Raw genomic sequence first — 21,311 nt, forward strand, 5'->3', positions numbered from 1 at the left:
TATAAAAGTACCCATTATAATATTTTAACTTATGAACAAAAAGACCTCGTTGGTTCTGAAAAAACTTGTAAAGGCTACATATATGGAATATAAATATACGTAGCTTCACTTATTTCATATAAAGTATGTGGTCCTTATTTTTACATCATAAATCACAGTAACATACCACAACTTTACACAAAAATATTATGAAGCTATTTCGAATTAATTTCAGGTTTATACAAGAATTCATCAAAGAACTTCCAAAAGCATCTAGTCATGCAATTCATCGATAATTAATTAGTATTGAAGAATAAAAAAAGACCCGTATTCATAAACACAGGTCTTTCGTTTTCATTTTCTGATATATTTTTATTTCAGAACTCCAACCATATCTTCTGGTTTTACCCATTCTTCAAATTCTTCTTCGGTGACATGGCCTAAAGCAACTGCTTCATGCTTAAGTGTAGTACCATTCTTATGAGCAGTATTTGCTATTTCGGCAGCCTTATAGTATCCTATTTTGGTATTTAAAGCAGTAACTAGCATCAACGAATTATTTAATAATTCGGTAATTCGCTTTTGATTTGGCTCTATACCTTGTGCACAATGCTCATCAAAAGAAACACAGGCATCTCCTATTAATTGAGCACTTTGTAACAGATTGGCAGCCATAACAGGTTTGAATACATTTAATTCAAAATGGCCTTGCATTCCGCCAACATTAATGGCAACATCATTACCCAATACCTGGGCGCATACCATAGTTAATGCTTCGCATTGTGTAGGGTTTACTTTTCCAGGCATAATAGAACTTCCTGGTTCATTGGCAGGGATGATTAGTTCCCCGATACCACTTCTAGGACCAGAAGCTAACATGCGAATGTCGTTCCCTATTTTATTTAATGAAACTGCTAATTGTTTTAAAGCACCATGGGTTTCCACAAATGCATCATGTGCCGCAAGTGCTTCAAATTTATTTTCGGCAGTAATAAAGGGTAAGCTTGTAAACTGTGCGATAAATTCAGAAACACGTTTTGCGTATCCTTTTGGAGTATTTAAACCTGTTCCCACTGCAGTACCACCCAATGCTAATTCTCCCATATGCGGCAGCGTGTTTTCTAAAGCTTTTAGACCATGATCCAATTGAGAAACATAACCAGATAGTTCCTGGCCTATGGTAAGTGGAGTAGCATCCATAAAATGCGTACGTCCAATCTTTACTACATTCTTAAACTCCTCGGATTTCTTTTTTAGAGTATCTCTTAATTGGGTTACTCCTGGAATAGTAACTTCTACTATTTTTTTATATGCGGCAATGTGCATCCCGGTGGGGAAGGTATCATTAGAAGATTGAGATTTGTTTACATCATCATTGGGTTGCAATGTTTTTTCTCCTTCGCCAATCGTTTTACCAGCTAATTGATGTGCTCGGTTGGCAATAACTTCATTTACATTCATGTTACTTTGCGTACCCGAACCGGTTTGCCAAATAACTAACGGGAATTGATCATCATGCTTTCCTTCTAATATTTCATCACATACCTGCGAAATCAGATCTCGTTTTTCTATAGGTAATGCACCCAATTCACAGTTTGTATAGGCTGCTGCTTTTTTTAGATAAGCAAACCCGTATACTATTTCTAAAGGCATCGAACCTGAAGCACCAATTTTAAAGTTATTTCTAGAACGCTCTGTTTGTGCCCCCCAAAGTTTATCTGCTGGCACTTTTACCTCGCCCATTGTGTCTTTTTCTATTCTATATTGCATAGCTATGATGATTTGTTTTTTTTTAAGAGTGCAAATTTAAGCATTTGACATGCTATTTCTGAATATAAAGACTTGTTTTTTGGGATATTTATTTAGGTGAAAATAGATTTTAAAATAAATTATATTTCTGTTATGACATATACTCAAGACTTAGTATCTTTGTCAAAATTGAAAATTAGAATATCGTTATGTTTGAATTTGATCAGTATCTTGGTTTTTTAGCTTTTTTAACTATCCTTACCATTGGTTTTTGGTTAATGATCTTTTTGTTAACCTTTGTAGTACCTTACTGGATTATTGGTGCTAATCTTGAAAACTTTAAAATGTGGAGAGAGAGTAAGCGTAAAGCCAAAGAACAGGCATAACGAATAAAAATATATAGAATAAAAAAGGAAGTCATTTGACTTCCTTTTTTTATTTAAATTATAAGATATCTTTCACTATTTCTGGAGGTCTACCAATGATTGCTTTATTACCTTTAATTACAATTGGTCTTTCTATAAGTATTGGGTTGTCTGCCATGATCTTGATCAATTGATTATCATTGAGATCTTTACCTTTAAAATTTTCTTTCCATATCGATTCATTCTTCCTTACCAATGCTAAAGGAGAAATTCCTAAAAGCGTGATCATTTTAGTTAATTCTTTTTCTGAAGGAGGAGTTTCAAGGTACTTGATTATGGTTATCTCCTCTTTTTTTTCTTCGAGTATTGCAAGAGTCTCTCTTGACTTTCGACATCTTGGGTTATGATAAATAGTAGTCATGGTTGTACATTACGAATTAAGGGTTACGATTTACGAATTATGTTGAACATGAGATTTTATATTTTTGCTAACTGCTAACTGCTAACTGCTAACTGCTAACTGTATTAATCTTCATTTTTTTGTCCCATCATCATAAGATAGGCTTTTAAGAATCGGTCAATATTCCCATCCATTACGGCATCAACATTACCAGTTTCTTCGGCAGTTCTAACATCTTTTACCAGTTTGTATGGGTGCATTACATAATTACGGATTTGCGACCCCCATTCGATTTTCATTTTTGAGGCTTCGATTTCATCACGTTGGGCTCTCTGTTTTTGAAGCTCTATTTCGAATAACTGAGATTTAAGCATTTGTAGTGCTTTTAACCTATTTTCTTGTTGTGATCTAGTGTCTGAACACGAAATCTGTATCCCAGTAGGGAAGTGAGTAAGTTGCACCTTAGTTTCTACTTTGTTTACATTTTGTCCACCAGCTCCACTGGATCTGGAGGTAATAATCTCGTAATCGGCGGGATTAATATCTATTTCAATACTATCATCGGCCAACGGGTAAACATAAATAGAAGCAAAAGAGGTATGGCGCTTTGCATTACTATCAAAAGGAGAAATACGAACCAAACGGTGTACCCCATTTTCCCCTTTAAGCCACCCAAAGGCATATTCACCCTCTATTTCGAGGGTTACTGTTTTTATACCCGCAACATCGCCTCCTTGGTAGTTAAGCTCTCTAATCTTATAGCCTTGCTTTTCTGCCCACATAAGGTACATACGCATAAGCATACTTGCCCAGTCACAACTTTCTGTTCCTCCTGCACCGGCCGTGATTTGTAATACAGCACTCATGCTATCTCCCTCATCGCTTAGCATATTTTTAAATTCTAAGCTTTCAATGGTTGATAAAGATTCTTCATAACGTTCGGTCACTTCTGTTTCGGTGGCATCACCTTCTTTGTAAAATTCATACAAAACGTCAAGGTCATCGACTAAAGAAACTCCTTTTTCATAGTCGGATACCCATTTCTTTTCAGCATTTAGTGAACGCATTAATTTTTCTGCTTCCTGAGCATCATCCCAGAAATCTGGGGCATAGGTCTTTTCTTCTTCGTTAGCTATTTCTATAAGTTTGGCATCAATGTCAAAGATACCTCCTTAACGCAACCAGGCGCTTTCTGAGATCAAGTAAAGTCTCGGTAGTGATCATAATCTAAATTATTTGTGACAAAAATAGGATTTAACAATTCAGTAAGAAACATTTTTTCGATTATTTTATAGCTTTAAAAATTTTGTAAATATTTTCACTCAATCCATCATTTATGAAACAATTTTTCGTTTGCTTATTCTTGATAATTACTAGTTCTATTTCTGCTCAATTTTTAGAGCTACAAAAAAACCTAGAATCATATACTGGCTATTTCAGCTTTCATTATAACAAAGAAAAAGATGAAATCTATTTAGAAGTTGATAAACTGGATACGGAGTTTTTGTACGTACATTCTTTGGCTACAGGGTTAGGATCTAATGATATAGGTTTAGATAGAGGTCAAATAGGAAATGGCGTTATTGTAAAATTTAAAAAAGCAGGTAATAAACTTTTGCTTGTGCAGCCCAATCAGCGCTATCGAGCGATAACTAACAATGAGTTAGAAAAGAGAAGTGTTGAACAGGCATTTGCTAAATCCGTTTTATTTGGTTTTCCTATTAAAGAAGAAAAGTCAGGAAAATATGTAATAGATATTACTCCGTTTTTAATGCAAGATACTCATGGTATAATTGAACGATTAAAAACTCAAAAAGAAGGTGCTTATAGTGTTGATAAGCAAAAAAGTGCATTGAGTTTAGAGCGTACAAAAGCATTTCCGAAAAATGTAGAATTTGAAGCACTGATCACGTATAAGGGTACGGCTAAGGGGCAAAATATTAGCTCGGTAGCTCCCAATTCAAGTTTTTTGACAGTAATTCAGCATCATTCTTTTGTAGAATTACCTGATGATGGGTATAAAAAACGTGTGTTTGACCCAAGAAGCGGGGCAATTTCTATTTCGTATTTGGATTACGCGACTCCAATTCATGAATCAATTACTAAACGATATATTATTAGACATCGATTAGAGAAAAAGAATCCTGATCAGCAAATTAGTGAAGTCAAAGAACCAATCATATATTACCTGGATCCAGGTACTCCAGAACCCGTGAGATCCGCTTTATTAGATGGAGCAAGATGGTGGAATCAGGCATATGAGGCAATTGGATACAAAGATGCGTTTCAGGTAAAAATGTTACCGGCAGATGCAGATCCTATGGATTTACGATACAATGTAATACAATGGGTGCATCGATCTACGAGAGGATGGAGCTATGGAGCTAGTGTTGTAGATCCGAGAACAGGAGAAATTCTAAAAGGACATGTAAGCCTTGGTAGTTTGCGTATTCGACAGGATTTCTTGATCGCCCAGGCGTTATTAAATCAACCTTATAAGGATAGAGATGATAATTATCAACCCATGTTAGACCTGGCATTAGCACGTATTCGACAATTATCTGCCCACGAAGTAGGGCATACCCTGGGTTTTGCACATAATTTTGCTGCCAGTACAAACGGAAGAGCATCTGTAATGGATTATCCACACCCAACCGTTTCACTTAAGGGAGGTAGTATTGATCTGTCTAACGCATATGACACAAAAATTGGGGATTGGGATAAAGTCACTGTAGCCTATAGTTACTCTGAGTTTGCTCAAGGGGCTAATGAAACTGCAGAGCTTAATAGAATTTTAGATACTGCATATCAATCTGGTTTACGATTTATTTCTGATAGTGATGCCAGACCATTGGGTGGAGCCCATGAGCTGGCACATTTGTGGGATAATGGAAAAAGTGCATCAAGTGAATTAGAAAATGTATTAAAGATTAGGGAGGTTGCAATACAAAACTTTTCTATTGATAATATTAGGAATAATGAACCATATTCTGTTTTAGAAGATGTTTTTGTACCTCTTTATTTTTTTCATAGGTATCAAACAGAAGCGGCAGTAAAACTTATTGGTGGATTAAATTATAACTATGCCGTAAAAGGAGATGGGCAAACCATTGTTGAAACTGTGGATTCAAAAAAGCAAAAGAAAGCACTTAAACAGGTTTTGAGTACATTATCTCCCAAAGTACTTGCAATTCCAGAAGATAAACTAAAATTGTTTCCACCAAGAGCCTTCCGATATGATAAAAACAGGGAATCTTTTAAAGGTAAAACGGGGGTTGGTTTTGATGCATTAAGTATCGCTGCTACCGCGAGTGATATGAGCTTATCCTTTTTATTACATCCGCAGAGAACTTCACGATTGGTGCAGCAAAAAAGCTTAGATAAAAATCAATTGGGATTGTCTGAAGCTTTAGACCAATTAATAGAACTTACTTTTAATACTAAAACTAACAATGCATATTATAATGAGATACAACATACAGTAAGAGCTAATGTTTTAAAACATCTTATGCAATTAAATAATAATAAAGACGCTTATCCCCAGGTTAATGCAATAGCCTATGCTAAAATTGTTAGTTTGCTTAGGGTATTGAAAGAAAAAAACATGAATCCACTGGATAAAATCTATAATGAGTATTATGTGAGGCAGATTAATAACTTTTTAGACAAACCTGAAAATTTTAAAGTAGTACCTTCACCAAAAATTCCTGATGGTTCTCCTATTGGAAGTTATAAATGTAGTTTTTAATTTTTTTCAAATTTAGTGTAAATGAAAATAGATCTTAGAAGCGATACAGTTACCAAACCTACTAAAGGAATGCTCCAAGCAATGATGAATGCAGAAGTAGGGGACGATGTATATAAAGAAGACCCAACTGTAAATGAGCTAGAACAAAGAATAGCCAATATATTTGGTATGGATAGTGCTTTATTTTTTCCTTCGGGTAGTATGGCGAACCAAGCTGCTATTAAGTTGCACACTCAGCCAGGAGAGCAACTTATTGCAGATAAATATGCTCATGTTTATAATTATGAAGGAGGAGGGGTGTCTTTTAATAGTGGCGTGTCTTGTAAATTAATAAGTGGGCATAGAGGAATGATAAATGCAACTCAGGTCTTAGAATCGATTAATCCACCAGATTTTTATCACAGCCCATTAACGAGTTTGGTTTGTGTAGAAAACACCACCAATAAAGGAGGTGGAGCTTGTTATGATTTTGAAGAAATTAAAAGAATCAAAAATGTATGTACGGATCATAATTTGGGATATCATCTTGATGGAGCAAGGTTATGGAATGCTTTGGTAGCCAAAGAAGAAAGCCCTAAGCAATACGGAGAAGTTTTTGATACCATTTCGGTGTGTTTAAGTAAAGGTTTAGGAGCACCCGTTGGATCTGTGTTAATTGGTAATACAGAGGTTATGGAGAAGGCGATTAGAGTTCGTAAAGTTCTGGGAGGAGGAATGAGGCAAATTGGTTATATGGCTGCTGCAGGTTTGTATGCATTAGAAAACCATATTCAGAGATTGTCTGAAGACCATAAACGAGCCCAGGAAATTGGCACTGTACTAGAAAAATTATCTTTTGTAAAACAAGTAGAACCTATAGAAACTAATATTGTCATATTTACAATTGATGGTGATGAAAATGACTTTATTTCTAAAATGTCAACAAAGAATATTCATTTTTATGGCATGGGGCAAGGTAAACTAAGATTTGTTACCCATTTAGACTATACTCAAGAGATGCATACTTATTTCTTAGAAGTTTTGTCTTCTGCACAACTAAATAAAGCTGCTCAGAATAATTGAACAGCTTTATCTGGTTTTATAAATAAAACTTAACACTTAAAAAATTATACTTCTTTAGTCTCAGCATCCGGAGCATTTTCTTTTACAGAATTTATCCCATTTTCCATTCCTGATTCTGAAGAATACATCTGGCTGCTCCCTATTACCTGACCATTACCAGCCTTTAAATTGAAATAAAACTTTCCGTTTTTTGCTGTTTTGCGCTCATATCGCCCATCTTCTGGAGAGTTTTTCTTTACAGAAGATATCCCGTTTTCTGCAGCCGATTTACTGTTATATACTTCACTACTCAGGATAACCTGTCCATTTTTTGCCTTTAAGGTGAAATGAAAACTTGACCCTTCCTTGTTTTTGAGTTCAAACATACTATTTGATTTTAGTTAATTTTTTAGCTTTTGTTAAAATTATAGAATTAAAAGGAAAAAGAAAAATATAAAAATAACGAAGCGTATTTTTTTTAGGAATTAATAATTCTGGGTCAGATGGTACTACTTAAATAGATCTAATCCGGGAATATTTGGCATTCCTTCTTTTGCCACCGCAGCTAATTCGGCCTCTTGTATTTCAGTTGCCTTAGCGATTGCTTTATTTATGGTTAAAACTAAATAATCTTCTAGCTGTTCTTTGTCTTCGAGTAACTTGTCTTCAATGGTGATACTATTTATTTTCCGATTTGCTGTTATCGTTACTTTTAAGAGGTGATCAGAACTAGTTTCGTCAATTAGAACAGAATCTAGCCTTTTCTTGGTTTCTTCAACTTTTTTTTGGGTTTCTTTTAGTTTGCCCATCATTCCCATCATATCTCCAAACATGGTTGTGTTTTTTAAAATTATAAAACAAAATTAGTACTTTGGCAGTAAATAAACTAAAGGATAAAGATGAAATGAACTATAGCAATCAAATAAGGTACGGTGATAAGACTATTGGCGAATTCCATCTAACTCGAAATAAAATTATTAGAAATAGATGAAAACTTCACACATTATATTTTTATTATCACTTACTTTTGCAACTTCATGTAAAAATAACAAAATGACGACAGTGGACGCCAAAATTGAACCTCCTATTGCTGATAAAAAACCAACAAACCTCGAAAAACATGATGATGTTCGTGTGGATAGTTATTTTTGGTTAAATGAAAGAGAAAACCCAGAAGTAATAGACTATCTGGAGCGGGAGAACGATTTCAATGATAAGATGACTGCTCACACTAAAGATTTTCAGGCGGCACTTTTTGAAGAAATGAAAGGGCGTATTAAAGAGGATGATGCTTCAGTACCTTACAAACTTAATGGATACTGGTATATTACTCGATATGAAAAAGGCAAGGATTACCCTATATATGCTAGAAAAAAAGAAACCTTAGAGGCAGAAGAAGAAATACTGTTTGATTGTAATAAAGAAGCCGAAGGGCATAGTTATTATAGAATGGTTGGATTAAGTGTTAGTCCTGATAATACACATATAGCATTTGGAGTAGATACCGTTAGTAGACGTAAATATACCATTAGGGTTAAAAATTTAGTTACAGGAAAAGTATATCCTGATGTAATAGAAACAACCACTGGGGGTAGTACATGGGCCGCCGATGGAAAGACGTTATTCTATACCAAGAAGGATGATGAAACATTAAGATCAGATAAAATATTTAGACATGCTCTAGGTACAGATGCCTCAAAAGATGTTGAGGTGTATCATGAAACAGATGACACCTTTAATACATTTGTCTATAAAACAAAATCAAAAAAATATATTGTGATTGGTTCCAGCAGCACGCTAACTTCAGAATATAGGGTGCTAAGAGCAGACGATCCAATGGGAGAATTTAAAGTTTTTCAACCCAGAACCAGAGGCCTAGAATATGGTATTGCACATTATGGTGAAAACTTTTATATACTTACCAACGCTGATGGTGCTACCAATTTTAAAATAATGAAGGTGTCTGAGAAAAATACTGGTAAAGAAAATTGGGAAGATCTTATTCCGCATAGAAAAGATGTATTGGTTGAAGATATTGAGATATTTAAAGATCATTACGTAGTTAGCGAACGTAGTAATGGTTTAAATAAAATTAATATAAAACGATGGGATGGTAGTGCAGATTATTATCTCCCTTTTGATAATGAAACCTATACGACCTATGTGAGTACAAATCCCGATTTTGACACTACCACACTTAGGTATGCATACAATTCTCTTACAACTCCTAATTCTGTAATCGATTTTGATATGGATACTAAGGAGAAAGAGATTAAAAAGGAACAAGAAGTACTTGGAGGAAAATTTGATAAAACTAATTATATTTCTGAAAGAGTATGGGCAACTGCCCAAGACGGAACTAAGATTCCGGTTTCTATGGTATACCGTAAAGGAATAGAAAAAAATGGCAAAAACCCTCTGTTACAATATGGTTACGGGTCATATGGATCTACTATCGATCCCTATTTTTCTACAGTGCGATTAAGTTTGTTGGATAGAGGTTTTATTTTTGCAATTGCACATGTAAGAGGTAGTGAGTATTTAGGAAGATCATGGTATGAAGACGGAAAACTTTTAAAGAAAAAAAATACATTCACCGATTTTATAGATTGTTCAAAGTTTTTAATAGATCAAGGGTATACTTCTTCTGATCATTTGTATGCGATGGGTGGTTCTGCAGGAGGTTTACTAATGGGAGCAGTTGTTAATATGGCTCCAGAATTGTATAACGGAGTGGTAGCTGCGGTTCCTTTTGTAGATGTAGTAACGACAATGCTGGATGATAGCATTCCTCTCACCACAGGAGAATACGATGAGTGGGGTAATCCAAATGAAGAAAAATACTATCAGTATATGAAATCATACTCACCTTATGATAATGTTGTTGCTCAAAAATACCCAAATATGCTTGTTACTACAGGATTACATGATTCTCAAGTACAATATTGGGAACCTGCAAAGTGGGTGGCCAGATTAAGAGAGTTAAAAACAGATGATAACGTATTGTTGTTACATACTAATATGGATGCTGGTCATGGTGGGGCTTCCGGAAGGTTTGAAGCCTTAAAAGAAGTAGCTGAAGAATATGCGTTTTTGTTTGATTTGGAAGATATCAAAGATTAATTAAAAAAAATAATGTAACTTCGTACCGTTTTTTGAAGCAGATAGTGGTTCCCCCGTTTTTAATCCACGACCCTGTTAAACACAACTATATGAGAGAAAATATACAGGCTTATAATAATGTTTTAGAACTTATAGGTAATACCCCACTTGTAAAACTGAACAAGATTATGAAAGGCTTCCCCGGGAATTACTATGCAAAGATAGAATCCTTTAACCCGGGACACTCCACTAAAGATAGAATTGCGCTTTATATTATAGAACAAGCAGAAAAAAAGGGTATTCTTAAACCTGGTGATACAATTATTGAAACCACCAGTGGTAATACAGGTTTTAGCTTAGCTATGGTAAGTGTGATAAAAGGATATGACTGTATTTTGGCAGTAAGCTCTAAATCTTCGAAAGATAAGATAGCGATGCTTAAAAATATGGGAGCAAAAGTTTATGTTTGCCCTGCTCATGTAAGTGCGGATGATCCAAGGTCATATTACCAGGTAGCAAAACGCTTACATGAAGAAATAAAAGGATCGGTGTATATAAATCAATATTTTAATGAATTGAATATTGATGCACATTATAACTCTACAGGTCCTGAAATTTGGGATCAAACGAATGGTCACTTAACACACTTTGTTGCTTGTTGTGGTACCGGAGGTACAATATCAGGCACAGCGAGGTATTTAAAAGAGCAAAATAAAGATATTCGCGTTTTAGGGATAGATGCATATGGTTCTGTGTTGAAGAAATACCATGAAACTAAAGAATTTGATCAAGAAGAAATATATCCTTATCGTATCGAAGGATTAGGTAAAAATCTAATTCCTACTGCTACAGATTTTGAAGCGATTGATAGATTTGAAAAGGTAAATGATGAAGATAGCGCTCACACAGCAAGAGAGTTGGCAAAGACAGAAGGTTTATTTCTGGGATATACAAGTGGAGCAGCATTACAGGGAATCAAACAACTTGCAGAACAAGGAGAGTTTGATGAAAATAGTAATGTAATTGTAATTCTACCTGATCATGGTTCAAGATATATGAGTAAGGTATTTAGTGATGATTGGATGATGGAGCAAGGCTTTTTTGATAGTCAACGCGAAATCGATGCTACAGAAGTTCAGTTTATTAAATAATACCATAAGAAATTAAAGACTAAATGCATTTGATCAACGATCAAGTGCATTTTTTTTATAGTTATTTTAAAAGAAGAATCAGAAAAACCGGGCTTGTATTTGTTTATTAATTAGTTTTAATCACTAAATTAACAGAAAACATTATAATATTAGTGTTTATATGTGCTGGAGATGATGATTTGTTAAAATCACACTTTGTAAAAGTGAATTTGAATATAATTATGCCATCAAATCAATTTTCCGTATTTTCGCAGACTTATAAGAAACAAATTTTTGATAGATGAGAGATTTATTTGATAAAATTTATAAAGACAAAGGGCCATTAGGAAAATGGGCAGATCAGGCAGAAGGATATTTTGTTTTTCCAAAGTTAGAAGGGCCTATATCAAATAGAATGAAGTTTCAAGGGAGAGAAGTAATCACTTGGAGTATTAATGATTATTTAGGGCTAGCCAATAAAGAAGAGGTGCGTAAGGTTGATGCCGAAGCAGCTGCTAATTATGGTTCGGCTTATCCTATGGGAGCAAGAATGATGAGTGGTCATACCGATTTACATGAACAACTTCAGAATGAACTTGCGGAGTTTGTTGATAAAGAAGCAGCCTATTTATTGAATTTTGGTTACCAGGGAATGGTATCTACCATTGATGCGCTGGTTAGTAAAGATGATATCATCGTATATGATGTTGATGCTCATGCTTGTATAATAGATGGAGTAAGATTGCATCAAGGAAAAAGATATACCTATCGTCATAATGATATAGAAAGTATTGATAAAAATCTAATGCGTGCTACTAAAATGGCTGAAAAAACCGGAGGAGGAATTTTATTGATTTCTGAGGGTGTTTTTGGTATGAGAGGAGAGCAAGGAAGATTGAAGGAGATAGTTGCTTTAAAAGAAAAATATAATTTCAGATTATTTGTAGATGATGCCCATGGGTTTGGGACTTTAGGAGCTACCGGAGCAGGAACAGGTGAGGAGCAGGGAGTACAGGATCAGATAGATGTATATTTTGCTACTTTTGCTAAATCTATGGCAAGTACCGGAGCTTTTATTGCTGCGGATCAAGAAATAATAGATTATTTAAAATATAATTTACGTTCCCAAATGTTTGCAAAATCATTGCAAATGCAGTTAGTTGTTGGGGCATTGAAGCGTTTGGATATGCTTAGAACTATGCCAGAACTAAAAGCAAAGTTATGGGAGAATGTAAATGCGTTACAAAATGGATTAAAAGATAGAGGTTTTGATCTAGGAACTACCCAAAGTTGTGTTACTCCAGTTTATTTAAAAGGAAGTATTCCTGAAGCAATGGCATTGGTTAAAGATTTAAGAGAAAATCACGGTATATTTTGTTCGATTGTAGTATATCCTGTAATACCTAAAGGATTAATTTTATTACGATTGATTCCTACAGCTTCTCATACTATGGAAGATATAGAAGAAACATTAGTTGCGTTTTCGGCAATACGAGAGCGATTAGAAAGTGGTGTTTACAAGCGCATGTCTGCGGCAGTCGCTGCGGCTATGGGAGAGTAGTTTTGTCTATCAGAAAAATTTAAACATAAAAAAATCCGCTTTTACAGCGGATTTTTTTATGTTTAATATTGTGCTCTTATTATAGATGAATTACTTCATCATACGCATCAGCTACGGCTTCCATAACAGCTTCACTCATTGTTGGGTGTGGGTGAATTGCTTTTAGAACTTCATGACCTGTAGTTTCTAATTTTCTTCCTAGCACAGCTTCTGCAATCATATCGGTTACTCCAGCGCCAATCATATGACACCCTAACCATTCGCCATATTTGGCATCAAATATTACTTTAACGAAGCCATCTTTGGTTCCTGCGGCACTTGCTTTACCAGATGCAGAGAAAGGGAATTTACCAACTTTGATTTCATAACCAGCTTCTTTTGCTTGTTTTTCGGTCATACCAACACTAGCGATTTCCGGAGAAGCATAAGTACATCCAGGAATGTTACCATAATCTATGGCTTCAACATGCATACCGGCAATTTTTTCTACACAGGTAATACCTTCCGCAGAAGCAACATGTGCTAGCGCAGGACCTGCAACAACGTCACCAATAGCATATACTCCAGGGATGTTGGTTTGGTACCAATCGTTTACTACAATTTTATCTCGATCGGTAGCTATCCCTAACTCCTCTAATCCTATGTTTTCAATATTACTTTTAATCCCAACAGCAGATAAAACGATATCGGCTTCAAGAACTTCTTCTCCTTTTTTTGTTTTTACCGTTGCTTTTAGCACATCACCGCTTGTGTCAACGCTTTCAACAGAAGAATTAGTCATTACTTTGATTCCCGCCTTTTTGAAACTTCTTTCAAACTGTTTTGATACTTCTTCGTCTTCAAGCGGAACCAAGTTTGGTAAAAACTCAACAATAGTTACTTCTGTTCCCATTGCGTTATAAAAGTGTGCAAATTCTACTCCAATAGCCCCAGACCCAACAACGATCATTTTCTTAGGTTGTGATTTTAATGTCATGGCCTCTCTATAGCCAATCACTTTTTTACCATCTTGAGGCAAGTTCGGAAGTTCTCTTGATCTGGCTCCAGTAGCAATAATGATATGCTTAGCTTCATAATCTGTAGCTTTACCATCTTCTGAAGTTACCGTAATTTTATTGCTGGCTTTTAATTTTCCGAAACCATTAATAACATCTATTTTATTCTTTTTCATTAAGAATTGAACACCTTTACTCATCCCATCTGCTACACCACGACTTCGTTTTACAACGGCATCAAAGTCTTTATCGAATTTTTCAACGGTAAGCCCGTAATCCGATGCATGCTTAAGATATTCGAATACCTGTGCGCTTTTTAATAGTGCTTTGGTCGGGATACATCCCCAATTTAAACATACGCCTCCTAAACTTTCTTTTTCAACTATCGCAGTTTTTAAACCTAATTGTGAAGCTCTAATTGCGGTTACATAACCCCCAGGACCGCTTCCTAAAACAATGATATCATATGTGCTCATAAATGTCAATTTTTTGAAGTCACGAATTTAAGGATAATTCGGCTAATCAGAAAAGGAATTAAGTATTCCCTAAGAATAAGATTTCGAAGAGTATTAAAAATAAAAAAAACACTATCCATTAGATAGTGTTAAATTATTGAATATTGTTGTTTATAAAGTTTACTAGTTAATTGAATTCTAAATTTAGTGCGCTTTGTACTGCGTTAAAATCATTTAGATCGATGTCTGTAGTTGTTGCAAAGTCAGCAGGCACTATTACAATTCTAAAAGTTTGATTGTCTGTAAATTCTGGTCCCGCAAGGTCTGGCGCATCACTTTCTAAGATAATATCAACATCCCCAACGGTAAAATTAAATCTATAGTATAAAAAACCTTCAATTGCACCGGTAGTATCATTAAAAAAGAAAACAGATCCCGTAGGTAAAGGTTCCCAAACATCCAGATTATTATCCACAGCCTCTAAGCGATATACCAAAATTACATCACTATCGACAATATTAGGATCTAGTGGAACTCTTTCGATAAATTCATTGGCAGCAGTAAAAGTTATTGTTCTTTCAAAAGCTTCGCCGATTAAACCTGGAGGTCCTTCAGGTCCTGGAGGTCCTTGATCTCCTTCGCAAGAAGAAAATAAAACTAGAGATAAACTGAGTAAAAAAAGAATCTTTTTCATGAATATTAATTATTTGTTGTGAATTTATTTTTTATCAAAATCAATACTTAAAGAATTAACACAATATCGTTGTCCGGTTTGTGTAGGCCCATCATTAAATACATGACCCAGGTGGCTTCCGCAACTTGCACATAATATTTCGGTCCTGATCATACCATGTGATGTGTCTCTTATGTATTCTACGTTTCCTTCAATGGATTCATCAAAACTTGGCCACCCGCATCCAGAATCAAACTTGGTCACACTTTTAAATAATGGAGTATTGCATGCCATACAAGTATAGGTTCCTTCTTCGAAATGCATATTGTACTCCCCGGTAAATGGTCTTTCGGTTCCTTTTTGCCTAAGTACTTTGTATTGTTCTTCGCTAAGCTGTGATTTCCATTCAGCTTCTGATTTTTTAATGGGATACTTACTCATTACTTGTTTTTTTTGGTACAAAGGTTAAAGCATCTCCATTTATACAATGTCTCATCCCCGTAGTTTCTCTTGGTCCATCGTTAAATACGTGCCCTAAATGACCTCCGCATGTATTGCATAATAATTCGGTACGTGCATAGCCTAGTTTATGATCAACATCCTTTTCTATATTTCCTTCTACAGCTCTGTCAAAACTAGGCCAGCCTGTACCGCTATCAAATTTATATTGGCTTTCATATAATGGTGTATTGCAAGCAGCGCAGTGAAATGTCCCAGATGCATAAAGCTTATTTAGAGGGCTCGAAAATGGTCTTTCTGTGCCTGCTTGTCTCAGAATATAATACTGATCCGATGTTAGAATTTTTTTCCACTCGGCATTAGTCTTAGAAACTGCATATGTTTTTTCTTGCTTTTTAGTTTTTTGTTGAGCAGTACCCGTACAACTAATGGTTAGAACTCCTATAAGTAAAATGATAAATTGTTTCATGTATTTAGAATTTTGTTTTAAGTATAGTCGTACAAACTCTCTTAGAATAACATCACAATAATTATTCCAAAATAAATTTTGTGATCTTTGAAATAACATCTTTGTTACCCAGAATTTTACGATGACCTAATTGTTCTGTGAGTAATAATTTTCCTTGGTTTAAATTTTCTATTATTTCATGAGCAGAGCTATAATGCACATCTACATCATTCTTATCATGAATAACATATGTCGGAATGTCAACACCTGCTGCCGATACGGCTCCAGAATAGTTATTGAGATCTTCTCCATATCTTTTGTCAAAATATTCTTTTAATAGTTTGGCAACTTTTTCATTGAGTTGAAGATTTTTTGCAAATTCTTGGGTTATTGCAGTAACACTATTGGCAGTACCGATAATAACCAATTTTTTTATCTGCAATCCATTTTTAGTTGATTTTAATAATGACATTCCTCCCAGAGAGTGTCCTATAGCAGCTTCAAATGGCCCATGAGTCTTTTCGAGATGATAGATGGTTTCAATAAAATGAGGCATTAGTGTTCTTTTTCCTGGAGACTTGCCATGGGCAGGAGCATCAAAACTTACGGTACTATATCCATTTTCTAATAATTGTTCTGCAATTATAGAGAGTTGTGTTCCGCTTCCAGACCAGCCATGTACCAGGAGAATTTTTTTCTTAGAGGTACCATAATTATATACAACGACTTCTCGGTTAATTTTTTTGATACGAATTCGTTCTTTTTTACTTTTTTCAAACATCAATTTTTCCCGTTCAGGCATTTCATACTTAAAAGGAGTTAAGAACATTCTAGCCGCGAATCGAGAAGCAAGAAAAGGGGATATCCAATTAAGTATTTTTCCGGTGTATAGTATTGGTTTCGGAACTAAAAGCGCTTGAATAGGAATTAAATCTTTATCCATTTCATTTATAAATCAGGGTTACTTTTTAAATGTTAAAATTAAAATATCATGTTCTTATGTATTAAACAATTATGATTAATTAACATTTGAAATATCCCTTATTGAAAAATATATTTCATCAATTGTTTCGTATAACCTCTTAAAGTGCTTAATTTTGTGGCTTATTTTTAACGAAGCCTATAGGTAATGGCACTACTGCCCACAGAGATTACAAAAAAGGAACAAAAAGTTCTATATGATTACCAGAAACGAGATATTGATAAAATATTTGGTCGTCTTGAAGAATTTCCCGAATCATATAACCTACTTTATCAGCTCCCTACAGGCGGTGGGAAAACAGTGATTTTTTCTGAAATTGTTAGAAGGTATATTGAAGCTACCAATAAAAAAGTAGTGGTGCTAACTCATCGAATAGAACTCTGCAGTCAGACATCTAAAATGCTTACCGAATTTCAGGTGAAGAATAAAATCATTAACAGTTCGGTTAAAGAACTTCATGATCAGGATGAGTACATGTGTTTTGTTGCCATGGTAGAAACCTTAAATAATAGGCTTAATGATGATAAACTAGAGCTTAATGATATAGGAATGGTGATTATAGATGAGGCCCATTATAACTCATTTAGAAAGCTTTTTAGGTTCTTTAAAAACTGTTTTATCCTTGGAGTAACAGCAACTCCTCTTAGCTCTAACATGAAACTTCCTATGAAGGATAACTATAATGAGCTCATTGTAGGGGATACCATTAATTCGTTAATTAAAAGTGGCTTCCTGGCCACACCTGTCACCTATACTTATGATGTAGGTTTAGGGTCTTTAAAAATTGGTATGAATGGTGATTATACGGTAAAATCATCTGAAGAATTGTATACCAATATGCAGATGCAAGACAAACTTTTGCATGCATACGAAGAAAGATCAAAAGGAAAGAAAACGTTGATTTTTAATAATGGAATCAATACTTCGGTATATGTGTATGACACCTTTAAAAAGGCTGGATACCCCATCCGACATCTTGATAATACCAACAGCAGACAGGAAAGAGAAGATATTTTAGAATGGTTTAAACATACTGATGATGCTATATTGACTTCTGTTAGTATTTTAACTACAGGGTTTGATGAGCCTACAGTAGAAAGTATTATCCTTAATAGAGCCACAAAATCACTTACGCTGTATTTTCAGATGATTGGTAGAGGGTCTCGAATATTACCAACTAAACCAGAATTTACCATAATTGACTTAGGTAATAATACCGCTAGATTTGGTTTATGGAATGCCGAGATGGATTGGCAATCTATATTTAGATCTCCGGACTTTTATTATGATAGCCTTGTTGGGGATGAGGAAATTGAAAGAAATTTCAAATACGTATTACCAGATGAATTAAGAAAAGAGTTTGCTAAATCTGTGGATATAGAATTTGATATTGAAGAGGAGTATGCAAAAACAAAAAGATATAATCTTAGAAGTCTTACTGTACTAGAGAAATCAATAGAACAACATGCTACGATGTGTGTTGAAAACAGTGAAGATGTATTTGATGCGCGTATTCTTAGTCGAATATTAGATAAGGATATTGAGTATCGCGTACGTAGATATTCGTATTGTATTAGTAAAAGTACCAAAAACTACAGAGATTGGTTAGAGGAGGATTATAAACGAAAATTACGTTCTAAAATTAATCAACTTTTCATGGATTAGTGGTTAACTTTTACGATTAATTTTCCCATATTTTTTCCGAAGAAAAGCATCTGAAGAGCATCCGGTAAATTCTCGAATCCGGGAATAATTGTCTCTTTATAGTGAATCAAACCATCCTTTACCCAAGGAGTCATTTCTTCAAGCATTTCATCCATTCTATCATTATAATCCCGAGCCAAAACACCTTGAATAGTAGCACGTTTGTATAGCATCTTATGTAAAAACCTTGGGCCCAATTCTGGAGTATCCAACCCACCCGAATATTGTGAAATCTGACCACAGATAATGATTCTTGCATTGAGATTGATAAGTTCGAAAATGGCATCGGTAATATATCCGCCTACGTTATCGTAGTAGATATCAATTCCGTCTGGGCATACTCTTAAAAGTTCATTTTTCATCTCTGAAGCAGAGGGGTGTTTTTTATAATTAATTACGTCATCTACACCAAGTGTTTCTTTAAGGTATTTGGTTTTTTCATCAGATCCGGCAATACCGATTACTCTACATCCTTTTATTTTGGCGATTTGCACCACTGCCAGACCCACAGCTCCAGATGCACCCGAAACAACAAGAGTTTCACCTTTTTTAGGTTTTCCAGCTTCTATAAACCCGAAATAGGCAATTCGTGCTGGCATACCTAAAATTCCCAGGGCCGTAGTAACCGGGACTTCACTTGGATCCAGTTTGCGCAGTGAATTAACTTCTGTAATAGCATATTCTTGCCACCCTGGATAGGATAACACCCAATCACCAATTTCTAAGGTGGAATGTAGATCGTTTATAGCCATGATTTTTCCAACAACAGCACCACCCTGTACAGTATTAAGTGGGTGTGGTTCTTCCCAGGTGTCTTTACCAGATTGTTGAATACGCATATAGGGATCTATGCTAAAATACTCTGATTTTATTAAGGCTTGTCCTGGTTTCAATTGTGATGTATCAATTGTAGTCTCTTTTAAAGTATAGTGACTATTGTCTACTAATTTTTCTGGCCTTTTGGTATATATCCACTGTCTGTTTTTGAATGCCGTCATGTAATTAATTCGGAGTTTTGATATTTTCTTTTTTTAAAGCCATTTCTACTGCACTCTCTGCATGAATTTTGGTGGTATTAAGTACTGGGATATCCACATCATCTGATTTGATAAGTAAGGGGATTTCTGTACATCCCAGTACTACGCCTTCGGCTCCTTGATTCTCTAAATCCTTTATTATGTGTTTGATTTTTTCTTTAGAATCATTTTTAAGGGTTCCAAGAACGAGTTCTTTATATATGATTTGATGTATCACTTCTCTATCTTCTGGATTTGGGGTCATTACCTCTACATTATAATCGTTCAAAGTGTTTTTGTAAAAGTCTTTTTCCATAGTGAATTTCGTTCCTAGAAGAGCCACTTTTTTTAATCCTTTAGATTTAATTTGTCTCCCGGTTGCTTCAGCAATATGTAAAAAGGGAATGCTCGTATTTTTTATAATTCCCTCACTGCATAGATGCATAGTATTGGTGCAAAGGACGATTAAATCTGCACCGGCATTTTCTAATTGTTTAGCAGATTGTACCATTAGTTGATTTAATCCATGCCAATCACCTTTACGTTGTAAATCTTCAATTTCAGCAAAATCTACTGATGCCAATATACTTTTAGCAGAGTGAAATCCACCAAGTAGTTCTTTTACACGTTTATTTAGCAATTCATAATACAGAGCCGATGATTCCCAGCTCATTCCTCCAATCAGTCCAATAGTTTTCATAGTCTGTATTTTTAAGGTTATATGGTAATCTTTCCGTTTAGGTATGGCACGCAGTATCCGCTAAGAAAAACACGATCTCCATCTAACTTACAATCCAATTCACCGCCACGTTTTGACAATTGGAAAGCCTTTAGCGTGGTTTTGTTCAGTTTTTTTGCCCAAAAAGGTACTAGAGATGCATGTGCAGAACCGGTAACAGGATCTTCAGGAAGTACAAAGGCGTTGGCATCAAAAACACGGGATACAAAATCAGAGTTTTCACCCTCTGCAGTGATAATGATACAGAGGTAGGGTAGTTCCTTCAATATTTCTAGGTTAGGATTCTCGGCTAGTACTTCATCTTCAGAAGAAAGTGTGATTACCAGATCTCTTGCCGCAAAAGCTTTTTGAGGTGTTGCATTAAGGGCTTCGTATATTTCTTTTGGAATTTCTATTTCTTTAGGAGGTCTTGATGGAAAATCTAGTGTAATAGAGCCATTACCCTCTTTTTTTGCTTTTAAAATGCCACTTTTTGAAGAAAATGTAACCTCATTAATAGAGGAATCTATATAATTGAAGATCACATAGGCAGAAGCTAAAGTTGCATGACCACATAAATCAATTTCGGCATGAGGCATAAACCATCTAATTTCGTATATATCCTCTTTTTTTACAAAATATCCAGTCTCTGCCAGATTGTTTTCAATGGCAATATCTTGTAAAGTTTGGTCATCTAACCAATAGGGGAGATGACAGATTGCTGCTGGATTGCCTCCAAATAATTTTTGGGTAAACGCGTCTATTTGATATATTGGAATTTGCATG

20 protein-coding genes are annotated in these 21,311 nt (G+C 35.0%); 7 read left to right on the forward strand and 13 right to left on the reverse strand.

The genetic code is table 11. The features are described 5' to 3' along the window. Positions 1 to 351 precede the first annotated feature (351 nt). Positions 352 to 1,749: a class II fumarate hydratase gene (fumC, locus tag ABW637_RS20390; protein WP_367586576.1), complete on the reverse strand. Its 1,398-nt coding sequence runs from the start codon at positions 1,747 to 1,749 to the stop codon at positions 352 to 354. A 188-nt stretch (positions 1,750 to 1,937) separates the two neighbouring features. Here fumC and ABW637_RS20395 point away from each other — a divergent pair, with 188 nt between their 5' ends. Next, positions 1,938 to 2,114, forward strand: coding sequence for a hypothetical protein (locus ABW637_RS20395; protein ID WP_367586577.1), 177 nt, complete (start codon positions 1,938 to 1,940; stop codon positions 2,112 to 2,114). A 58-nt stretch (positions 2,115 to 2,172) separates the two neighbouring features. Here the strand turns inward: ABW637_RS20395 and arsC are convergent, their stop codons facing one another. Both arsC and prfB read right to left on the reverse strand, forming a co-directional pair. Beyond that, positions 2,173 to 2,514, reverse strand: a complete 342-nt coding sequence (gene arsC, locus ABW637_RS20400; protein ID WP_367586578.1) for an arsenate reductase (glutaredoxin) — start codon at positions 2,512 to 2,514, stop codon at positions 2,173 to 2,175. Positions 2,515 to 2,618: 104 nt separating this feature from the next. Beyond that, positions 2,619 to 3,717 (reverse strand): peptide chain release factor 2 gene (gene prfB / locus ABW637_RS20405; RefSeq protein ID WP_367586579.1). Its coding sequence is split into 2 segments (ribosomal slippage): positions 2,619 to 3,653 and positions 3,655 to 3,717, totalling 1,098 coding nucleotides; the frame shifts between segments, so codons are not numbered across the junction. A gap of 112 nt (positions 3,718 to 3,829) precedes the next feature. Here prfB and ABW637_RS20410 point away from each other — a divergent pair. Further along, the gene (locus ABW637_RS20410) at positions 3,830 to 6,241 is read left to right on the forward strand and encodes a zinc-dependent metalloprotease (protein WP_367586580.1); all 2,412 of its coding nucleotides are present in this window, start codon (positions 3,830 to 3,832) and stop codon (positions 6,239 to 6,241) included. Positions 6,242 to 6,262: 21 nt separating this feature from the next. Then, positions 6,263 to 7,303, forward strand: coding sequence for a threonine aldolase family protein (locus ABW637_RS20415; protein ID WP_367586581.1), 1,041 nt, complete (start codon positions 6,263 to 6,265; stop codon positions 7,301 to 7,303). A gap of 44 nt (positions 7,304 to 7,347) precedes the next feature. On the opposite strand, the gene ABW637_RS20420 is transcribed toward ABW637_RS20415, so the two are convergent. Further along, a complete protein-coding gene (locus tag ABW637_RS20420; RefSeq protein ID WP_367586582.1) occupies positions 7,348 to 7,668 on the reverse strand; it encodes a YegP family protein in 321 nt (106 codons plus the stop codon). Positions 7,669 to 7,791: 123 nt separating this feature from the next. Further along, on the reverse strand, positions 7,792 to 8,115 hold the full coding sequence (locus tag ABW637_RS20425; protein ID WP_367586583.1) for a YbaB/EbfC family nucleoid-associated protein: 324 nt from the start codon (positions 8,113 to 8,115) through the stop codon (positions 7,792 to 7,794). 154 nt (positions 8,116 to 8,269) lie between these two features. On the opposite strand from ABW637_RS20425, the gene ABW637_RS20430 reads away from it, so the two are divergent. The 3 genes from ABW637_RS20430 to capB all read left to right on the forward strand — a co-directional run bounded on the left by ABW637_RS20430 (position 8,270) and on the right by capB (position 13,075). Further along, entirely contained in the window at positions 8,270 to 10,405 is a 2,136-nt protein-coding gene (locus ABW637_RS20430; RefSeq protein WP_367586584.1) for a S9 family peptidase, read from the forward strand. A gap of 89 nt (positions 10,406 to 10,494) precedes the next feature. Continuing rightward, positions 10,495 to 11,535: a cysteate synthase gene (gene capA / locus ABW637_RS20435; RefSeq protein WP_367586585.1), complete on the forward strand. Its 1,041-nt coding sequence runs from the start codon at positions 10,495 to 10,497 to the stop codon at positions 11,533 to 11,535. A 280-nt stretch (positions 11,536 to 11,815) separates the two neighbouring features. Continuing rightward, complete coding sequence (gene capB, locus ABW637_RS20440) at positions 11,816 to 13,075, forward strand: cysteate-C-fatty acyltransferase (RefSeq protein ID WP_367586586.1); 1,260 nt, start codon at positions 11,816 to 11,818, stop codon at positions 13,073 to 13,075. A gap of 79 nt (positions 13,076 to 13,154) precedes the next feature. On the opposite strand, the gene lpdA is transcribed toward capB, so the two are convergent. The 5 genes from lpdA to ABW637_RS20465 all read right to left on the reverse strand — a co-directional run bounded on the left by lpdA (position 13,155) and on the right by ABW637_RS20465 (position 17,048). After that, positions 13,155 to 14,546, reverse strand: coding sequence for a dihydrolipoyl dehydrogenase (lpdA, locus tag ABW637_RS20445; protein ID WP_367586587.1), 1,392 nt, complete (start codon positions 14,544 to 14,546; stop codon positions 13,155 to 13,157). Between the two features lie 166 nt (positions 14,547 to 14,712). Continuing rightward, positions 14,713 to 15,219: a collagen-like protein gene (locus tag ABW637_RS20450; RefSeq protein ID WP_367586588.1), complete on the reverse strand. Its 507-nt coding sequence runs from the start codon at positions 15,217 to 15,219 to the stop codon at positions 14,713 to 14,715. Between the two features lie 24 nt (positions 15,220 to 15,243). After that, positions 15,244 to 15,639: a peptide-methionine (R)-S-oxide reductase MsrB gene (msrB, locus tag ABW637_RS20455; RefSeq protein ID WP_367586589.1), complete on the reverse strand. Its 396-nt coding sequence runs from the start codon at positions 15,637 to 15,639 to the stop codon at positions 15,244 to 15,246. Next, positions 15,632 to 16,126 (reverse strand): peptide-methionine (R)-S-oxide reductase MsrB, encoded by a 495-nt coding sequence (gene msrB / locus ABW637_RS20460; RefSeq protein ID WP_367586590.1) that lies wholly within the window; start codon positions 16,124 to 16,126, stop codon positions 15,632 to 15,634. Before msrB (ABW637_RS20460) ends, msrB (ABW637_RS20455) begins: the two co-directional genes overlap by 8 nt. A gap of 61 nt (positions 16,127 to 16,187) precedes the next feature. Continuing rightward, positions 16,188 to 17,048, reverse strand: a complete 861-nt coding sequence (locus ABW637_RS20465) for an alpha/beta hydrolase (protein ID WP_367586591.1) — start codon at positions 17,046 to 17,048, stop codon at positions 16,188 to 16,190. 186 nt (positions 17,049 to 17,234) lie between these two features. Between ABW637_RS20465 and ABW637_RS20470 the strand changes: the two genes are divergently transcribed. After that, positions 17,235 to 18,752, forward strand: coding sequence for a DEAD/DEAH box helicase (locus ABW637_RS20470; RefSeq protein WP_367586592.1), 1,518 nt, complete (start codon positions 17,235 to 17,237; stop codon positions 18,750 to 18,752). Here ABW637_RS20470 and ABW637_RS20475 read toward each other — a convergent pair. From ABW637_RS20475 to ABW637_RS20485, 3 genes are read right to left on the reverse strand one after another with little or no spacing between them, the layout of a single operon-like run. After that, entirely contained in the window at positions 18,749 to 19,789 is a 1,041-nt protein-coding gene (locus ABW637_RS20475; RefSeq protein WP_367586593.1) for an NADP-dependent oxidoreductase, read from the reverse strand. The genes ABW637_RS20470 and ABW637_RS20475 overlap by 4 nt on opposite strands. Positions 19,790 to 19,793: 4 nt before the next feature. Continuing rightward, positions 19,794 to 20,507 carry an aspartate/glutamate racemase family protein gene (locus tag ABW637_RS20480; protein ID WP_367586594.1) on the reverse strand — a complete coding sequence of 238 codons (714 nt, stop codon included), beginning with the start codon at positions 20,505 to 20,507 and terminating at the stop codon, positions 19,794 to 19,796. Between the two features lie 17 nt (positions 20,508 to 20,524). After that, on the reverse strand, positions 20,525 to 21,310 hold the full coding sequence (locus tag ABW637_RS20485) for a PhzF family phenazine biosynthesis protein (protein WP_367586595.1): 786 nt from the start codon (positions 21,308 to 21,310) through the stop codon (positions 20,525 to 20,527). Between the last annotated feature and the right edge of the window lies 1 nt (position 21,311).

The organism is Aquimarina penaris, assembly GCF_040786285.1.
Lineage (GTDB): Bacteria > Bacteroidota > Bacteroidia > Flavobacteriales > Flavobacteriaceae > Aquimarina.

What these genes read in the sequence shown, in the direction of transcription:
- fumC (WP_367586576.1), bottom strand. Translation starts at nt 1,749, where the DNA reads ATGCAATATAGAATAGAAAAAGACACAATGGGCGAGGTAAAAGTGCCA.
- ABW637_RS20395 (WP_367586577.1), top strand. Translation starts at nt 1,938, where the DNA reads ATGTTTGAATTTGATCAGTATCTTGGTTTTTTAGCTTTTTTAACTATC.
- arsC (WP_367586578.1), bottom strand. Translation starts at nt 2,514, where the DNA reads ATGACTACTATTTATCATAACCCAAGATGTCGAAAGTCAAGAGAGACT.
- ABW637_RS20410 (WP_367586580.1), top strand. Translation starts at nt 3,830, where the DNA reads ATGAAACAATTTTTCGTTTGCTTATTCTTGATAATTACTAGTTCTATT.
- ABW637_RS20415 (WP_367586581.1), top strand. Translation starts at nt 6,263, where the DNA reads ATGAAAATAGATCTTAGAAGCGATACAGTTACCAAACCTACTAAAGGA.
- ABW637_RS20420 (WP_367586582.1), bottom strand. Translation starts at nt 7,668, where the DNA reads ATGTTTGAACTCAAAAACAAGGAAGGGTCAAGTTTTCATTTCACCTTA.
- ABW637_RS20425 (WP_367586583.1), bottom strand. Translation starts at nt 8,115, where the DNA reads ATGTTTGGAGATATGATGGGAATGATGGGCAAACTAAAAGAAACCCAA.
- ABW637_RS20430 (WP_367586584.1), top strand. Translation starts at nt 8,270, where the DNA reads ATGAAAACTTCACACATTATATTTTTATTATCACTTACTTTTGCAACT.
- capA (WP_367586585.1), top strand. Translation starts at nt 10,495, where the DNA reads ATGAGAGAAAATATACAGGCTTATAATAATGTTTTAGAACTTATAGGT.
- capB (WP_367586586.1), top strand. Translation starts at nt 11,816, where the DNA reads ATGAGAGATTTATTTGATAAAATTTATAAAGACAAAGGGCCATTAGGA.
- lpdA (WP_367586587.1), bottom strand. Translation starts at nt 14,546, where the DNA reads ATGAGCACATATGATATCATTGTTTTAGGAAGCGGTCCTGGGGGTTAT.
- ABW637_RS20450 (WP_367586588.1), bottom strand. Translation starts at nt 15,219, where the DNA reads ATGAAAAAGATTCTTTTTTTACTCAGTTTATCTCTAGTTTTATTTTCT.
- msrB (WP_367586589.1), bottom strand. Translation starts at nt 15,639, where the DNA reads ATGAGTAAGTATCCCATTAAAAAATCAGAAGCTGAATGGAAATCACAG.
- msrB (WP_367586590.1), bottom strand. Translation starts at nt 16,126, where the DNA reads ATGAAACAATTTATCATTTTACTTATAGGAGTTCTAACCATTAGTTGT.
- ABW637_RS20465 (WP_367586591.1), bottom strand. Translation starts at nt 17,048, where the DNA reads ATGGATAAAGATTTAATTCCTATTCAAGCGCTTTTAGTTCCGAAACCA.
- ABW637_RS20470 (WP_367586592.1), top strand. Translation starts at nt 17,235, where the DNA reads ATGGCACTACTGCCCACAGAGATTACAAAAAAGGAACAAAAAGTTCTA.
- ABW637_RS20475 (WP_367586593.1), bottom strand. Translation starts at nt 19,789, where the DNA reads ATGACGGCATTCAAAAACAGACAGTGGATATATACCAAAAGGCCAGAA.
- ABW637_RS20480 (WP_367586594.1), bottom strand. Translation starts at nt 20,507, where the DNA reads ATGAAAACTATTGGACTGATTGGAGGAATGAGCTGGGAATCATCGGCT.
- ABW637_RS20485 (WP_367586595.1), bottom strand. Translation starts at nt 21,310, where the DNA reads ATGCAAATTCCAATATATCAAATAGACGCGTTTACCCAAAAATTATTT.